Source organism: Blautia sp. Marseille-P2398, assembly GCF_964240315.1.
In the GTDB taxonomy this organism is placed as follows: domain Bacteria; phylum Bacillota; class Clostridia; order Lachnospirales; family Lachnospiraceae; genus Blautia_A; species Blautia_A wexlerae.
Map to the genome: position 1 here is coordinate 92086 of NZ_CAXSTD010000004.1, position 17360 is coordinate 109445.

Consider the following 17360-nt stretch of genomic DNA (forward strand, 5'->3'; position numbering starts at 1 on the left):
AGGAGGGCAGATTTATGTGGGGATTTATAGTGGCATTGATTTCGGGTGCGTTGATGAGCATTCAGGGCGTTTTTAACACGGAGGTGACAAAGCAGACCAGTCTCTGGGTATCAACCGGCTGGGTGCAGCTGTCAGCCTTTGCAGTCTGTGTTCTGGCCTGGCTTTTCACAGGACGGGAAAGTGTGGCTGCACTCTGGCAGGTGGACAATAAATATACACTCCTTGGTGGTGTGGTCGGAGCGTTTATTACAATTACAGTAATCCAGAGTATGGGAGCACTTGGACCGGCAAAGGCAGCAATGCTGATCGTTATTTCGCAGCTGGTAGTTGCTTATGTAATTGAATTGGCCGGGTTGTTTGGGGTAGATAAAGAACCCTTTGAATGGCGCAAAATTCTTGGATTGTTGATTGCGATTTTCGGAATTATTATATTTAAATGGCAAAAATAAGATTTTACTATTGTAAAATATTTAAGATTTCGTTACAATAAGGGTGGCATTATGGACAGGGGGACTCTTACTCTGAGAAATAAGAGGAGGACCCTTATGACAAAAATAAAAAGCAGATGTTGTTATACTGTGACACTGATATTGTGTGGAACTTTGTTTCTTACAGGACTGACAGGATGTAAGAGCAGAGAGGCACAGTTTCTGATAGATGGATTGCAGGAAGCAAAGGCAGAGGTGGATGCGGAGTCATCAGAAGAGAAAACATCAGGACAGAAGTCGAAGAAAGATACAACTGAGAAGAAAGCTGATACAGAAGATCGACAGAATGATGATGGCAGTTCTGTAGAGTCCCGGAAAAAACAGGCAGAATCAGATGGTTCAGATGCAGGTAATGGGACGGAGATAAATTCAACTGGGGAAACGCAGCCAGAGATGATCTATGTAGATGTGTGCGGAGCAGTTGCGAATCCGGGAGTTTTTCAGCTGGCAGCCGGGAGCCGGGTGTTTCAGGCGATTGAGGCGGCGGGAGGATATCTTCCCGAGGCAGCTCTAACCTGTGTAAACCGTGCTGGAGTTCTGACAGATGGACAGCAGCTTTATATTCTCACACAGGAAGAGATGGAGCGGCAGGGGTTGGATCCTGCAGAGATGGCCGGAGCATCAGATGGACAGATGAATGGAAGTGCCGGGACAGGACAGAACACAGGGATGACCGCTCAGGTTCAGCAGGATAACAGGATCAACATAAATACAGCAGATGAAGCTCAGCTTACTACGCTGACGGGGATCGGTGCAACACGTGCGCAGGCAATCATTGCCTACAGAGAAGAGAACGGGCCATTTGCTGCGATAGAGGATATTATGAATGTACAGGGTATCAAAGAAGGTACTTTTGCAAAGATAAAAGATGAGATAGTAGTAGGATAAGGAGAACCGAATGAGCAGGAAAGTTTTGGTAGTAGATGATGAGAAACTGATCGTAAAAGGAATCCGTTTTAGTCTGGAACAGGATGGTATGGAGGTAGACTGCGCTTATGATGGAGAAGAGGCAGTAGAGAAAGCAAAAGATAAAAAATATGATATTATCCTTCTGGATCTGATGCTGCCGAAGATGGACGGGCTGGAAGTATGCCAGCAGATCCGCGAATTTTCCAATGTGCCGATCGTGATGCTGACAGCTAAGGGTGAGGATATGGATAAGATCCTTGGTCTTGAATATGGTGCGGATGATTATATCACCAAACCGTTCAATATCCTGGAAGTTAAGGCACGTATCAAAGCGATCATGCGCCGTGCGGGAAGCGACCACGAGGAGAAAGAAAAGGCAAAGAGCATTCAGGTGGGCGATCTTCGTATGGACTGTGAAGGCAGACGTGTATTTATTGCAGGTAGAGAGATTAATCTGACAGCAAAGGAATTTGATGTACTGGAGCTTCTGGTATTTAATCCGAATAAGGTTTACAGTCGTGAGAACCTGCTGAACATTGTATGGGGATATGAGTATCCGGGTGATGTACGTACTGTGGATGTACATATCCGCCGTCTCCGTGAGAAGATTGAAACCAATCCAAGTGAACCGAAGTATGTACACACCAAGTGGGGCGTTGGATATTATTTCCAGGCTCAATAAAAAGAACGCATGAAACAGGCAGACCACATTTTATGAAACAAAGATCATAAAATGTGGTCTGTTTTTTTGTTAGGGCAAAGCCCTGTTTGCCATTGTGGAGTTTTTCGCTGATCCGAAAAACGGAGCTTTGGAAAACAAATAAACCACCTGCTATGCAGGTGAGTCAGCATTACTTCAGCTTACAGAAAAAAACCTCCGGTGGTATAATTAATGTAGGTTCGCCAACCGCACTAATATACACAGGAGGTATCCATATGGATAATAATAGTTTATCACATACAAAGTGGAATTGTAAGTATCATATTGTTTTTGCACCAAAATATAGAAGAAAAGTAGCATATGGAAAAATTAAACAGGATATAGCAGATATTTTGAGTATGTTATGCAAAAGAAAAGGTGTAAAAATTGTTGAAGCAGAGATATGTCCAGATCATGTACACATGTTAGTAGAAATTCCGCCAAGCATAAGTGTATCGTATTTTGTAGGGTACTTAAAAGGAAAGAGTACATTAATGATATTCGAAAGACATGCAAATCTGAAGTACAAATATGGAAACAGACATTTCTGGTGTCGCGGATATTATGTAGATACGGTAGGGAAAAATGCAAAGAAAATACAGGAATATATAGCAAATCAGTTACAGGATGATCTGGAATATGATCAAATGACACTGAAAGAGTATATTGACCCGTTTACGGGTGAGCCAGTAAAACGTAACAAATAAAGATAAGCCCGAAAGGGCTTTGTAGGTAAATGATGTTGCGCTTGGCGAACCTATTTCGATGAGTCTTTAGACTCCAGTGCCGGTAATAGACCCTTATAGGGTCAAAGCAAACCACCGGCTAAGCCGGTGGTCGTGATTGTGCAGATAAAAAGCATTCTGCTATTTTCTGTTTTTTATTTTATCTGTAATTATGATGTATCCATGTACAAGAAGATCAGTCACGATCAGTGCTGCCACTGACAATATCAGGCATTCTTTTACCCCAAATTCGTAAAAATCAGCAAAACCGGCAAGTGTCCAGTAAACTCCGATATGTACGGCATACATCTTTGAAATCTGTTTTGAGTAATAACACAGTTTATTATATCCGAATTTCCATTTTTCCATTATTGGCATGATACGAAATGCAGCTGCAAACACAAATATGATACTGCAGAAACTTCCGAGTACCTTTGCAAGCCCCGGGATTCTGTATTGTTCGATCATATAATTAAAGAATCCCTCAATGCCCGGATGTAGTACAATGCAGCATATAAACCATACCGCCGCAGTAATCCCACATATGATCCCGCTTTCTTTATAAAAGTTTCCTTTTTCATCTTCAGGGATTCTTCTGAGCACTTTTCCAAAAACATATCCAAGAAATACATAACTCAAATATGGGAAGAAGCAGAAGCTGGTTTCACCTTTTCCACCGAAAGTCATATCCAGGATCCAGTTAATTGCCGGATCATCAGAAACCAGCAACTTTGTAAATGGTGATATGATTCCGACTATTACAGCACTTATGACATATCCCCTTAAGCTTACATTTAATTTCCTGTAGACCGCAAGCACCAGATAGCACATACCGGCTATAAAGAATATATTTACGAATGTAAGCATGGAATAAAGATTTGCGTCATATAATTCTCTGCTGCCTGCAGCTTCAACTGTAATGGAATTTCTTATATTAAAACTGATTGTCATTACAGCTGCATAGCATAAATTGCTTAATCCCTGATAGAATAACAGCTTTATGCCATTTTTAACCATATCTTTGGGCTGGGAATGGCGTGTGAAAGCACTTCCGAATCCCATGGTAAACAGATACAGGCAGGCACCTGTCGGCATGAAGAGCGCAAACAGAATCTTATGTACATTTGATTCGGCTGCTGCGACACCACCTATTGTCTGAAATGAATGTATAAATACTATCATGATCAACAGGAAACCCTTTACCAGATCAAGTTCCCTCTGACGTCCTGTATTCACTTCTTTTTCTTTCAAAGAAAACATACTTACCTCCTCCTTTATCCGGATATTTTCAGTGAGAACGGAACACTTATCTTTTGTCACTGATATCATATGGACAGTGTAGCACAGGCAGAATCATAGCACAATCATAATATTTCTGACATTGTACACACGTACATTACTGTTTACTCCGTTCTCAGTAACGTAGCTAAAATTCATTCCAAATTGTCTGCGGCAATGGAATTTTGGCTTGTATGTCTCGGGATAGTGGTGCGTAAACAGTAACAATTATTCAGTTTGATTCAGTTTAGTTTGGTTTACATCTGAGATGGTTTAGTATTGAACAAAGCTGATAAAAATTAGACAAACAAAACAAACATCTATAGAGGAAAATGATAAAAAATTAGAAAATTTCTATAAATGCGCTTGTGAAAATGACGAAAAAGGCATATAATTAACGTTACAATATGTAAAGAGTGCAATAAAAAGAGAAAAAACAGGTATAAGGAGGGTGCGAAATGCTAGATCAGTCATTTTATCAGAAAGCGGATGAGATCATTGCTTTCTATGGTAAAAAGCCGGCATCACTGATTCCGATCATGCAGGATATCCAGGGGGTGTACAGATATCTCCCGGAAGAATTGCTTACATATGTTGCGGAGCAGATCGGTGTGACAGAAGCGAAAGCGTTCAGTGTTGCCACATTTTATGAGAATTTCTCATTTGATGCGAAAGGTAAATATGTGATCAAGGTCTGTGACGGAACAGCCTGTCATGTAAGAAAATCAATACCGGTTCTGGAGGAACTTTATAAGAAACTGGGGCTGTCAAAGACAAAGAAGACGACAGACGATATGATGTTTACTGTGGAAACAGTTTCCTGTCTTGGTGCCTGCGGACTTGCACCGACTATGATGGTCAATGAAGAGGTATATCCGAGAATGACTCCGGAGAAGGCAGATGAGCTGATTGATAAACTGAGAGGGGGCGAACAGGGATGATCCAGAATAAGGAAGTATTGGAGCAGATCAGAGAAGAAGCTGTGAAAGAACTTAATTCTTATGACTGTCGTATTCTTGTCTGTTCAGGTACCGGATGTGTGGCAACCGGTTCTCAGAAAATCTATGAGAAATTCATGGAGATTGCCAAAGATGCTCCGGGAGTTACCATTGAGTTTGGACCTCATGACAAAGATGCACATGTAGGTGTAAAGAAAACAGGATGTCAGGGTGTCTGTGAGCTTGGACCACTTGTTCGTATCCAGAAAGGCGACGATGTGATTCAGTATACGAAGGTTCAGATCGAAGACTGCCAGGAGATTTTTGAGAAGAGTGTTCAGGGTAATGAGACTATCGAGAGACTGCTTTATCAGAAAGGCGGTAAAGTAAGCCGCGGACCGGAAGATATTCCGTTTATCGCGAAACAGACCCGTATTGTTTTGAAGAACTGTGGTAAGTTTGATGCAGAATCTCTGAATGAGTACATAGCAAGCGGCGGTTTCCAGGCTCTGGAGAAAGCAATGTTTGAGATGGATCCGGATCTGGTTATTGATCAGGTTGATAAATCCGGTATCCGTGGACGTGGTGGCGGCGGCTTCCCGGCAGGTAAGAAATGGATTCAGGTAGCACGCCAGGCGGATCCTGTTCATTATGTGGTTTGTAACGGTGATGAGGGTGACCCGGGAGCATTTATGGATGGTTCCGTAATGGAAGGTGATCCTTACCGTCTGATCGAGGGTATGATGCTTGCAGCTTACGCAGTAAGAGCACAGCATGGTTATATTTATGTACGTGCGGAGTATCCTCAGTCTGTAGCACGACTGAAACACGCTATCGCAGTTCTGGAAGAAGTGGGACTGTTAGGCGATGACATCCTTGGAACAGGATTTTCCTTCCATATGCATATCAATCGTGGTGCAGGAGCTTTCGTATGTGGCGAGGGTTCTGCCCTGACTGCATCTATCGAAGGAAGCAGAGGCATGCCCCGTGTAAAACCGCCCCGTACAGTTGAACAGGGATTATGGGCGAAACCTACTGTTCTGAATAACGTAGAAACTTATGCAAATATTCCGGAGATTATTCTCAAAGGTGCAGATTGGTACAGAAGTATCGGTACAGAGGGATCACCTGGAACAAAAACCTTCTCACTGACAGGTTCTATTGAGAATACAGGTCTGATCGAGGTCCCGATGGGAACAACCTTAAGAGAAATCATTTTTGATATCGGCGGAGGACTGAAATCCGGTGCTGCGTTTAAGGCTGTTCAGATCGGTGGACCATCCGGTGGATGTCTGACAGAAGAACATTTGGATGTACCTCTTGATTTCGACTCTGTTAAGAAATATGGTGCGATCGTTGGTTCCGGTGGTCTGGTAGTTATGGATGAACATACCTGTATGGTAGAGGTTGCACGTTTCTTTATGGGCTTCACCCAGAGAGAATCCTGCGGTAAATGTGGTCCCTGCCGTATTGGCACCAAGCGTATGCTTGAAATCCTTGAGAGGATCGTAGACGGAAAGGGTGAAGTAGAGGATCTGGATAAACTGGAGCATCTTGGAAACTTTATCAAGGACCGTTCACTCTGCGGACTTGGAAAGAGTGCACCGCTTCCTGTACTTTCCACATTAAGAAACTTCAGAGATGAATATGTAGAGCATATTGTTGATAAAAAGTGCGCGGCTCATGTATGTAAGGCAATGCGTTCTTATGTGATCGATCCTGAGAAATGTAAAGGATGTACCAAGTGTGCGAGAAACTGTCCGGTTGGTGCGATCACAGGCAATAAGAAAGAGCCTCACAGCATTGATACCTCCAAGTGTATTAAGTGCGGAACATGTCTGGAAAATTGTGTATTCGGCGCAATTTCTGTGAATTAAGGAGGGTGAAAAGATGATTCATTTGACAATAGATGGAATTCCTGTAGAAGTGGAAAAAGGTACGACCATTCTGCAGGCTGCCAGACAGATCGGAGTGGAGATTCCTACACTCTGCTATCTGGAAGATGTATTGCCGGATGGTTCCTGTCGTTTGTGCGTGGTAGAAGTAACAAACAATGGAAGAACCAAATTTGATACGGCATGTACACTTCGCTGCTCAGAGGGTGATGAAGTACAGACAATGTCAGAGAAAGTAGTTGCATATCGTAAAGATACCCTTGACCTCCTTCTTTCTGACCATCGTGTACACTGCTTCTCCTGTGAGGCAAACGGTGACTGTAAATTACAGGACTACTGTTTTGAATATGGTGTGACTGAGACAAGCTATCCCGGTGAAATGAAGGATATGCCGATAGATGATACCAATAAATTCTTTACCTATGATCCAAGCCTGTGTATTCTCTGCCATCGCTGCGTGAATACATGTAAGGAGATTGTGGGAAGAGGTGCCATCGACACTATGGATCGTGGTTTCCAGTCAGTGATCGGTGCACATTACAAACATAAATGGAACGAAGGTATCTGTGAATCCTGCGGTAACTGTGTACAGGCCTGTCCGACAGGTGCACTGACCATGAAGCGCAGAAAGAAATACCGGCCGTACCAGATTGACAAGAAGGTTCTGACTACCTGTCCTCACTGTGCAACAGGCTGCCAGTATTATCTCCTTGTAAAAGACGGAAAGATCGTAGATACAGAAGCTGTAAACGGACCATCCAACAAAGGATTGCTCTGTGTTAAGGGCCGCAGCGGATGCTTCGATTTCGTACAGTCACCGGAGCGTATTAAATATCCGCTGATCAAGAATAAAGAAACAGGTGAATTCGAACGTGCAACATGGGATGAGGCGCTGGATCTTGTTGCTTCCAAATTTATGGAGATCAGGAAACAGTACGGCTCTGATTCTCTTGCAGGTTTTGCATGCTCCAGATCACCGAATGAAGATATTTACATGGTACAGAAGATGGTTCGCTGCTGCTTCGGCACCAACAATACAGACAACTGTGCACGTGTATGTCATTCTGCATCTGTATCAGGTCTTGCGATGACTCTTGGCTCAGGTGCCATGACAAACCCAATTGAGGATATCACAAAGAATGCAGATCTGATCATGCTGGTTGGTTCCAACCCTGAGGAAGCACATCCTGTAGTCGGCATGCAGATCCGTCAGGCTATCAAGAGAGGCTGCAAGCTGATCGTAGTTGATCCTCGTGATATTGGTCTGGCTAAGAAAGCAGATATCCATCTGAAACTGAAACCTGGTACAAATGTTGCTTTTGCAAACGGCATCATGAATGTGATCCTTTCTGAAGGTCTTCAGGATGACAAGTTCATTGCAGAGCGTACCGAAGGTTTTGAAGAATTAAAGGAAATCGTAAAAGATTACACACCTGAGAAGGTAGCTGAAATCTGCCACATTGACGCAGACGATCTGAGAAAAGCAGCGATCATGTATGCAAAAGCAGACCGCGCTCCAATCATCTACTGCCTTGGTGTAACCGAACATTCCACAGGTACAGAGGGCGTTATGTCCATGTCCAATATGGCAATGATGGTTGGCAAGCTTGGACGTGAAGGCTGTGGTGTTAACCCGCTTCGTGGACAGAATAACGTACAGGGTGCCTGCGATATGGGCGCTCAGCCGAATGTATATCCCGGATATCAGAAGGTTACTGATCCTGCAGTTCGTGAGAAATTCGAGAAAGCATGGGGTGTAAAACTTGATCCGAATATCGGAACTCATGCAACTGATGTATTCCCGAAAGCAATCACAGGCGAGATCAAAGGTCTGTATATCTATGGTGAGGACCCGGTAGTTACTGATCCGGATACCACACACATTATCAAAGCATTAAAGAGTCTTGATTTCTTTGTACTTCAGGAACTTTTCATGACAGAGACAGCTCAGTATGCAGATGTTATCCTTCCTGGTGTAAGCTATGCAGAGAAAGAGGGTACATTTACCAATACAGAGCGTCGCGTACAGAGAGTACGCAAGGCTGTCACAGTACCTGGAGAGATGAGACTGGATACAGATATTATTATTGATCTGATGAACCGCATGGGATATCCGCAGCCACATCTGACTTCTGCTCAGATCATGGATGAGATCGCATCCCTGACACCGAGCTTCGCAGGTATCAGCCATGAACGTCTTGACAGTGAAGAAGTTCATGGACAGGGACTTCAGTGGCCATGTACCTCCAAGGATCATCCGGGAACACCGATCATGCATGTTGGTAAATTCTCCCGCGGTCTTGGCTGGTTCTACCCTGCAAAATATGTGCCGTCAGCAGAGCTTCCGGATGAGGAATATCCGATCATCCTTATGACAGGACGTATTCTGTATCATTACACAACAAGAGCCATGACAGGAAAGACACCTGAGCTTATGGAGATCGAAGGTAAGTCATTTATCGAAATGAACATCGTAGATGCCGATAAGCTGGGTATCAAAAACGGTGATAAAGTCAGAGTTTCTTCCAGACGAGGATCCATTGAATCTACCGCTCGTGTAGGTACAAAGACCTCACCGGGTGAGAGCTGGATGCCATTCCACTTCCCGGATGGAAATGCAAACTGGCTGACCAACGCCGCACTTGACAAATACGCAAGAATTCCTGAATATAAGGTATGCGCAATTAAGATTGAGAAAGCATAAAACAATATCGGAGACAAAGTTCCGGATCTGATATCGTAAATATTATATGGGGCTGTCGCACATGGATCTGCTGTCCTTGCGGCAGCTCCATATTCCTTTATGGAAAGGCAAAAATAATCATTCGGCAGTACATCATTCTGTGAAAGTACGGAACGGTTACAGATAATTTTTTGTGAAAAATATAGTGTTACATAATAAGGAGTACGAGGCATGCAGAGATTTCAGTCAATCCTTCAGTTTAAAAAAGTCAGTTGTAAAAATTGTTACAAATGTGTCCGGAACTGCCCGGTCAAGGCGATACGTGTTCATGATCATCAGGCCAGGATCATAGAAAGCCAGTGTATTTACTGCGAGAAGTGTATCCTTGTCTGCCCGCAGGATGCCAAGGAAGAGCAGAATATGATTCCTGCAATCTGCAATGCAATGGAGAATAAGACGCAGGTTATAGCCTCTCTTCATCCGGCATATCTGGCACGTTTTGGGGTAACCGGTATCAATGGAATAAGGGAAGCGATGAAGAAGCTGGGATTTGCAGATGCAGCGGATGCAGCAGAAGGTGCAAGCCTGATGATTTCGCAGTACAGAGCACTTTTTGCGGAACAGAAAGAACCGGGAATAATGATCTCTTCTGCCTGCCCTGTAATCGTACAGCTTGTCAAGAAACACTATCCGCATCTTCTGGGAAATCTGGTACAGTCTGCCTCTATGATGCAGTTTCATGCCAGTTATCTGAAAAAAAAATATCCGAAGGCAGAGATTGTCTATGTAAGTCCCTGTATTTCAGCTATGTCAGAGTTGAGAGACTCAGGAAATGAAGTGGATTATGTGATCACATTGGAAGAGCTGGTGCAATGGATGAAAAAAGAAGGGATTTCCATAACTGAGAAAGAACCTGAGCAGATTGCCTACCGTTCCAGAGAAATCGCCATTGCGGATGGTTTAACAGACCTGCTTGGGGCTGTAAAGGGAATCCGCAGGCTTTCTGTAAGTGGGATGGAGCAGTGCAGGGAGGTTCTGGAAGAACTTCATCCGGAGGATTTTGAAAATTGCTTTCTTGAGATGTATGCATGCAGCGGCGGCTGTGTGGCAGGTCCTTCTTTCCAGATGAAGAAGGGACATTATCTGGCAGATGTTCTGGCAGTGAAGAATGCAGCCTTTGGAAAAGATTTTCACAGAGAGCAGGGAGACTATGAACTTCCGGGATTTGAGCTGAGAAAGAATTTCGGTTACTGTTCTGCACAGGAACAGGAAGAGGTCTCAGAGGAAGAAATCAGGGATGCTCTGGCGGAAATGGGAAAATTTTCTCCAAAGGATGAATTAAACTGCGGTGCCTGCGGGTACAACACATGCAGGGAAAAGGCAATTGCCATTATCCAGAATAAAGCTGAGGTTGCCATGTGCATTCCATATATGCGGGCAAAACAGGAAAGTTACTCCAATAAAGTCTTTAATGCCATGCCCGGACTTCTGGTAACTGTGGATTATAATCTGAAGATCATTCAGATGAATGAGGCGGCGTCCAAATTGTTCAATATGCCGAAAAAGCGGCGCCTGATCGGGAAACCGGTATCGGAGATCATGGATGATTACAGTCTGGCGAGTATACTGGCTTTTGAACGGAATCTGATGCAGGATGAGATTTATCTGGAGGATCAGAAATGTTATCTGGATCGCGTAATGACGAATGATAAAGAAAATAAAATGATTCTCTGCATTATGAAGGATATTACAAAGGAGCGGAAGCATAAAGATCAGATTCATAATGCCCAGATTGAAGCTGCGCGTATGGCAGATAAGCTGGTAGAAGAACAGCTGAAGATCGTGCAGCAGATCGCCGGACTTCTTGGAGAAACTGCTGCAGACACCAAAGTGGCAGTAGAAAAACTGAAAAATACCATACTTCTGGAGAGTGAAGAAGAGAATGAAAAGAAATAAGCATCATGGACTGAATGTGGAATTTGACGGCTTATGCATGGATTTTGGTCATGTGAGCCTGAATAAAAAGAAAGAATTTCTCTGTGGGGACTGCTATAAGATTGAAGAAAATGATAAAGACCATGTTCTGGTGCTTTCTGACGGACTTGGGAGCGGAGTAAAGGCGAATATCCTTTCCACGCTGACTGCGACCATGCTCAGTACCATGATCATTAATCAGGTGGAACTGGATGAGGCAGTGCGTGCAGTGGCAAAAACGCTTCCTGTGTGCAGTGTGAGAAATCTGGCATATGCCACCTTTACAGTGCTGAATTTTCAGGGGAAACAGGTAAGCCTTTATCAGTTTGATAATCCGGATGCAATTCTGATCCGGGATGGCAAGCTCTTTGATTATCCGGTGGAGACAAGTATGATCGAAGAGAAGGAAATCCATAAAAGCTGTTTTGAACTGAAAGATGAGGATATGCTGATCGTTATGTCCGACGGTGTCACCAATGCAGGAATGGGAAAAACTACCAACGGCGGCTGGGGAAGAGATGATGTAATGGCTTTCTGCAGGGCAAAGTACCATAAAGGGATGAGCGCACAGGAGATGGCAGGCTATCTGGCAGAGGCCAGCCTGGATCTGAATCTGAATGAAACGGATGATGATATTACAGCCATTGTCCTGCGGATGCGGCATAAACAGGTGGTAAACCTTATGATCGGCCCGCCAAGTAAGGAGGAGCATGATGAGCGATATCTGAAGTCCTTTTTCGATTCAGAGGGATATCATGTAATCTGCGGCGGAACTACTGCACAGTGTGCTGCCAGATATCTGGATAAAGAGCTGATCTCTCTTAGTGAAACTGCCTGCGGAGACGTTCCTGCCTATTATAAGCTGGAAGGTACAGAGCTGGTGACAGAGGGATTTCTTACGATTGAGCATTTGCTTGAATATTGTGAAGAATGGATGGAGGACAGGCTGTCCTTTAACAGGCTGAAACGAAAAAAAGATGCGGCAGCATTGCTTGGTGTGATGCTGTTTGAGCAGGCAACGGATATTAATTTCTACTTCGGTGGTGCTATCAATAAGAGTAACGTGGAACTGGGAATCACAGAAAAAAGGAAAGAACAGGCAGCAGAAGAACTTGTGGAGCATCTGCAGAATGCAGGAAAGAATGTGAATATTGCATTCTGGGCGATCTGAGAAAGCAGGAAAAACAACAGTACATGGTTTTATAAAGAGACATCAGGAAGGATGAGACAGAAAATGGCGAAGATATTATGTGTATGCATCAGTAAGGAACGCAAGACCTGCTCGCAGAATATTCATGAATGCGAAGCTGATCTGCAGGGACTTGTGGGAGATGTGCATTATGGAATGGGCGGAAGAAAGCAGGTCAGTCTTCTTCCTTATGAGAAGGTAAAAGAATATTTCGAACAGTCCGAAGAAGAATTCAGATATGGCCGGTTTGGAGAAAATCTCCTTGTGGAAGGGATTGACTGGAACAGTATTGCGGAGGGGAACAGATTTCGTTGTGGAGATGTACTTCTGGAAGCAGTCAGGATCGGTGCTGGCGGTCCTGCATCAGATGCTTATAAGGGAGAAAAGGTATGCACGCCCATGGAACCCTGGTTTGTATTCTGTCAGATTCTGGAGGCAGGGAGGCTGAGAGAAGGAGAAATCATTCTCCAACAGAGATGAAAAATATGTAATTCTTCAGCAGTGGGCTGAATATTATGATGTTATAGCAATTTCCGAAATACTGAAGACAATCTGGTTTATGAAAAATAAGGCTCTAATGGAGTATCTTAGTGATATTATTCTCTGAAATTGCTATAGAGTTCAAAAGGTAAAACTAATATATCCGTCAATTGACCCGGTGGTTATAAAGGCATTGAAAAGACTATAAAAATGTAATATACAAGAGGAGGAATTAGTGCGTGGAGGGAATCAGTGTAGAACAGGCAGTGGAACAGATTCTGCAGCATACGCCTGTAATAAACGAGACAGAAGAAACAGAACTGAATAAAGCAGGGGGAAGAATCCTGGCGCAGGATATGGTGGCAGGGTTTGACAATCCTCCTTTTGACCGCTCTCCGGTAGATGGCTATGCGTGTAAGGCAGAGGACCTTGCAGGTGCCGCTAAAGAGCATCCGGTGAGGCTGAAAGTCATGGAAGAGATTGATGCAGGACAGTATTCGGAAAGAGAAATCCAGCAGGGACAGGCAGTGCGCATTATGACAGGTGCTGCAATACCCAATGGCTGCAATTGCTGTATTTATCAGGAGGATACCGATTATGGCGAAGATACGGTAGAAGTTTACAGCGAACAGAAGCGATGGAGTAATTATTGCTTCGCAGGAGAGGATTTTAAAAAGGGAACTACACTTCTGAAAAAAGGAACACATATCGGATATGTGGAGGCAGCAATTCTGGCCGGAATGGGAGTGGCGAAAGTGCCGGTTTACCGTCAGCCGAGAATCGTGCTTCTGACTACAGGAGATGAGGTGGTAGAACTGGGAATTCCATTGCCGGAAGGAAAAATTTACAACAGCAATATGACAATGCTGTCTGCCAGACTGCGTGAACTGGGAATCGAATCTTTCCATATGGAAGCAGTCAAAGATGATCCGACGGTTATGTCTGAGAAATTAAAAGAAGCAGCAAAAGCGGCAGATATGATCATCACTACGGGAGGTGTATCTGTAGGCAAGAAGGACATTATGCATGAGTCCCTGAGACTGATGGGGGCAGAGCGGATTTTCTGGAGGGTAAAGATGAAACCAGGAATGCCTACACTGTTTTCTGCATATAAAAAAACTTCCGATATAACTGCAACAGATCATTGCGCTTCAGAAAGAGAGATTCCGATCATCAGTCTCTCCGGAAATCCTTTTGGTGTTGCAGTCAGCATAGAACTTTTGATTCGTCCTGCATTGGAAAAAATGATGCAGGATCCATCAATCGGTCTGAAAGAAGTAAATGGCATTATGGCTGATAACTTTGAAAAAGGAATCAAGGGCCGCCGCTTTATCCGGGCATATCTGGAAAATGGAAAATTTCATCTTCCCAATGGTCTTCACTCTAACGGAGTCCTCAGTTCCATGGCCGGCTGCAATTGCCTGATTGATACAAAAACCATGGAAAATCAGGAAAGCAGAAGCCTGAACGCAGGGGATAAAGTGGGCGCGATTTTGCTTTGAGAGGAGCAGCAAACAGGTGGAAAGAAAAAGAATATTTGCAATCAGCGGTGTAAAGAATTCAGGGAAAACAACTCTGATCTGCAGGCTTTTGGAGATTTTTAAAGACAAGGGCCTTAAAGTGGCGGTGCTGAAGCATGACGGACATGATTTCGTGCCGGACGTACCGGGAACGGATACATACTGTCAGCTTCAGTCCGGAGCCTACGGCACAGCAGTTTTTTCAGCAGGCAAATATATGCTGGTAAAACAGCAGCCGCAGATTTCCGAAAAAGAGCTGGCAGAATTTTTTCCGGAGGCAGATCTGATCTTACTGGAAGGATTTAAATACAGTACTTATCCGAAAATTGAAATTATCCGTAAGGGAAATTCGGCAGAAAGTGTCTGCAATCCAAAGAAACTGATGGCGATCGCCACAAACCTGGATGCAGAGGAAAGAGATGCACTGTCTGTACTGGAAAATGTTCCATTCTTTGAACTGGACAATGCAGAGTGTATTGCAGAATTTATTCTGTCGGATTATTTCCGGTAAAGAGTTTCATACGGTCACGTCGCGCGGCACAGATAAGGGTAAGGTGGTATTCTTTGGCCATGGCAACTGCCTCGGCGGAAGGGGATGCCTTGCTTGCCAGAACCGGTATTCCGGCGCGGATTGCCTTGATCGCCATATCTGTAGGGATACGTCCACTGGAATAAACCACGCATTTCTTCAGGTCAATATTATGGCGCAGGGCATAACCGATGGCCTTATCCAGAGCATTATGACGTCCGATATCTTCGCACTGAAAGAGCAGCTCTCCGTCACAGGCAAGAAAACAGCTGTGAGTTGCCCAGGTCTGGCTGTGAAGCGGGGTACCATTGGCGAAACAGTCTGCAAGATCAAAGATCCACTGTTTTTTCCATGGGACAGGTGTAACTGGCGTCATTGGCTGATCTGTGATAAAATAATCATTAAGAACACGATTTCCGGTGCAGCAGGTCGGAGTAGGAGCAACATAATCTTCATTTTCCTCATGAGACTGCCCGGATTTATTTTTACTCAGGATCACGCGGGCACGTTTGCCGAATTCACAGATGTAGATCTGCTCCACATCCTCGGCAGATGAGATGATACCTTCCGTAAAGAGGCGGCCGAGAACCAGTTCTGTCAGATGTTGTGGGATACAGACCAGTTTCATGGTCAGGCGTTCATTTACATATACATCCATCATGTGTTCCACAAGGATTGGTTCTGTTTCTTCATGAGTTTCCCCGTCACGACCCAGAAACTCATAGGTAACATTCTCGAGCAGATTCAGGTTGTGGTATTGTTCGTTGATTTTCATAGGACAGTTCCTTTCGTCCGGTAAGGATTTTAATAATCTTGATACATTAAGTATAGACTGCGGAGTATGGAGTGTCAAACGATTATGAGAGAAAATATTGCCTGTGATTTTGACGGCGAATAACAGAAGAAAAGGTTACAAAGGTTGCGGTTCACCCGTATCCGGTAACAGGAAAATCAATTATTAGAAAGTAAAAGGCAGGTAGAGCCGATGATAGACAAATATGGAAGAGAAATAGATTATTTAAGGATTTCCCTGACAGACAGATGTAATCTGAGATGCATTTACTGTATGCCGGAAGAAGGCGTAAAATCCCTTTCTCATGCAGAAATCCTCACATACGATGAGATTCTCCGCATCTGCAGGTGCGCAGCAGATCTGGGAATCCGTAAGATTAAACTGACAGGCGGTGAGCCACTTGTTCGTAAAGGCTGTGCAAGTCTTGCAAAACAGATCAAGGCGATCCCGGGAATTGAGAAAGTGACATTAACAACAAATGGAATCCTGCTCGCCGAGCAGCTGGATGCATTACTGGATGCAGGAATTGACGCCATTAATATCAGTCTGGATACTTTAGATCCGGAACTGTTCAAAAAAGTAGCGAGACGTGACGGACTGGAAAAGGTATTTGAGGGAATCGAAGCAGCACTTGCACATCCGGGACTTTCCCTGAAGATCAACAGCGTTCCGGTGATCAAGGAAAAAGAAAACTTCATCGGGATTGCAGGACTGGCGCAGAAATATCCAATCCATGTGCGTTTTATCGAGATGATGCCAATCGGATTCGGAAAACAGTTCCCATTCCAGGATGAAGAATCTATCAAAGCAGTACTGGAAGAAGCCTACGGTCCGATGCATGCAGTCAATGAACGCTACGGAAACGGCCCATGCCATTACTATGAAATCGCAGGATTTAAGGGAAAAATCGGATTTATCAGTGCCATGACTCACAAATTCTGCAGTCAGTGCAATCGAGTACGTCTTACATCCGAAGGATTCATGAAAGGATGCCTCCAGTATCAGAAAGGTACAGACCTGCGGGGGCTTATGCGCGGCGGCTGCACAGATTCGGAACTGAAAGAAGCAATTTATCAGGTAGTCTGGAATAAACCGGTGAGCCATAATTTTTATGAAGCGAAGACAGAGCAGGATGAAATCAGAGGAATGTCACAGATTGGCGGGTGAGATATGTAAGACACCCTAACCGTTATGCAGACATTTCTGTCTGTAGTTTTTAAATATGAAGAAAAAATCAATACTTTTATTGATGATTTATA

Annotated in this window: 15 protein-coding genes; 13 read left to right on the plus strand and 2 right to left on the minus strand. The window is 44.0% G+C overall.

The genetic code is table 11. The features are described from left to right. The first annotated feature begins 14 nt into the window (after positions 1 to 14). From ACESZG_RS06240 to tnpA, 4 genes are all read left to right on the plus strand, one after another. The gene (locus ACESZG_RS06240) at positions 15 to 449 is read left to right on the plus strand and encodes a DMT family transporter (protein WP_195277550.1); all 435 of its coding nucleotides are present in this window, start codon (positions 15 to 17) and stop codon (positions 447 to 449) included. Between the two features lie 96 nt (positions 450 to 545). Beyond that, a complete protein-coding gene (locus ACESZG_RS06245; RefSeq protein ID WP_373217772.1) occupies positions 546 to 1376 on the plus strand; it encodes a helix-hairpin-helix domain-containing protein in 831 nt (276 codons plus the stop codon). Between the two features lie 10 nt (positions 1377 to 1386). Continuing rightward, positions 1387 to 2079 carry a response regulator transcription factor gene (locus ACESZG_RS06250; protein WP_025578647.1) on the plus strand — a complete coding sequence of 231 codons (693 nt, stop codon included), beginning with the start codon at positions 1387 to 1389 and terminating at the stop codon, positions 2077 to 2079. Positions 2080 to 2333: 254 nt separating this feature from the next. Continuing rightward, a complete protein-coding gene (gene tnpA, locus ACESZG_RS06255) occupies positions 2334 to 2804 on the plus strand; it encodes an IS200/IS605 family transposase (RefSeq protein WP_008708385.1) in 471 nt (156 codons plus the stop codon). 159 nt (positions 2805 to 2963) lie between these two features. Here the strand turns inward: tnpA and ACESZG_RS06260 are convergent, their stop codons facing one another. Next, positions 2964 to 4082 carry a heparan-alpha-glucosaminide N-acetyltransferase domain-containing protein gene (locus tag ACESZG_RS06260; RefSeq protein ID WP_373217775.1) on the minus strand — a complete coding sequence of 373 codons (1119 nt, stop codon included), beginning with the start codon at positions 4080 to 4082 and terminating at the stop codon, positions 2964 to 2966. A 476-nt stretch (positions 4083 to 4558) separates the two neighbouring features. On the opposite strand from ACESZG_RS06260, the gene ACESZG_RS06265 reads away from it, so the two are divergent. The 8 genes from ACESZG_RS06265 to mobB all read left to right on the plus strand — a co-directional run bounded on the left by ACESZG_RS06265 (position 4559) and on the right by mobB (position 15290). Next, the gene (locus ACESZG_RS06265) at positions 4559 to 5041 is read left to right on the plus strand and encodes an NAD(P)H-dependent oxidoreductase subunit E (protein ID WP_008706192.1); all 483 of its coding nucleotides are present in this window, start codon (positions 4559 to 4561) and stop codon (positions 5039 to 5041) included. Then, the gene (locus ACESZG_RS06270) at positions 5038 to 6915 is read left to right on the plus strand and encodes an NADH-quinone oxidoreductase subunit NuoF (protein ID WP_022380635.1); all 1878 of its coding nucleotides are present in this window, start codon (positions 5038 to 5040) and stop codon (positions 6913 to 6915) included. The genes ACESZG_RS06265 and ACESZG_RS06270 overlap by 4 nt, the downstream gene beginning before the upstream one ends. Before the next feature lie 13 nt (positions 6916 to 6928). After that, a complete protein-coding gene (fdhF, locus tag ACESZG_RS06275; protein ID WP_055152679.1) occupies positions 6929 to 9637 on the plus strand; it encodes a formate dehydrogenase subunit alpha in 2709 nt (902 codons plus the stop codon). A gap of 210 nt (positions 9638 to 9847) precedes the next feature. Continuing rightward, positions 9848 to 11572, plus strand: coding sequence for a [Fe-Fe] hydrogenase large subunit C-terminal domain-containing protein (locus ACESZG_RS06280; protein ID WP_008706189.1), 1725 nt, complete (start codon positions 9848 to 9850; stop codon positions 11570 to 11572). Beyond that, positions 11559 to 12761 (plus strand): PP2C family protein-serine/threonine phosphatase, encoded by a 1203-nt coding sequence (locus tag ACESZG_RS06285; protein ID WP_044956437.1) that lies wholly within the window; start codon positions 11559 to 11561, stop codon positions 12759 to 12761. Before ACESZG_RS06280 ends, ACESZG_RS06285 begins: the two co-directional genes overlap by 14 nt. Before the next feature lie 63 nt (positions 12762 to 12824). Continuing rightward, entirely contained in the window at positions 12825 to 13259 is a 435-nt protein-coding gene (locus ACESZG_RS06290; RefSeq protein ID WP_022380639.1) for an MOSC domain-containing protein, read from the plus strand. Between the two features lie 239 nt (positions 13260 to 13498). Continuing rightward, positions 13499 to 14761 (plus strand): gephyrin-like molybdotransferase Glp, encoded by a 1263-nt coding sequence (gene glp / locus ACESZG_RS06295; protein WP_118566428.1) that lies wholly within the window; start codon positions 13499 to 13501, stop codon positions 14759 to 14761. A 16-nt stretch (positions 14762 to 14777) separates the two neighbouring features. Beyond that, on the plus strand, positions 14778 to 15290 hold the full coding sequence (gene mobB, locus ACESZG_RS06300) for a molybdopterin-guanine dinucleotide biosynthesis protein B (RefSeq protein ID WP_022380641.1): 513 nt from the start codon (positions 14778 to 14780) through the stop codon (positions 15288 to 15290). Here the strand turns inward: mobB and fdhD are convergent. Further along, positions 15265 to 16083 (minus strand): formate dehydrogenase accessory sulfurtransferase FdhD, encoded by an 819-nt coding sequence (gene fdhD, locus ACESZG_RS06305; protein WP_226852729.1) that lies wholly within the window; start codon positions 16081 to 16083, stop codon positions 15265 to 15267. The two genes, mobB and fdhD, sit on opposite strands and share 26 nt — an antisense overlap. 210 nt (positions 16084 to 16293) lie before the next feature. Here fdhD and moaA point away from each other — a divergent pair, with 210 nt between their 5' ends. Next, complete coding sequence (moaA, locus tag ACESZG_RS06310; protein WP_373217779.1) at positions 16294 to 17268, plus strand: GTP 3',8-cyclase MoaA; 975 nt, start codon at positions 16294 to 16296, stop codon at positions 17266 to 17268. Positions 17269 to 17360 lie beyond the last annotated feature (92 nt).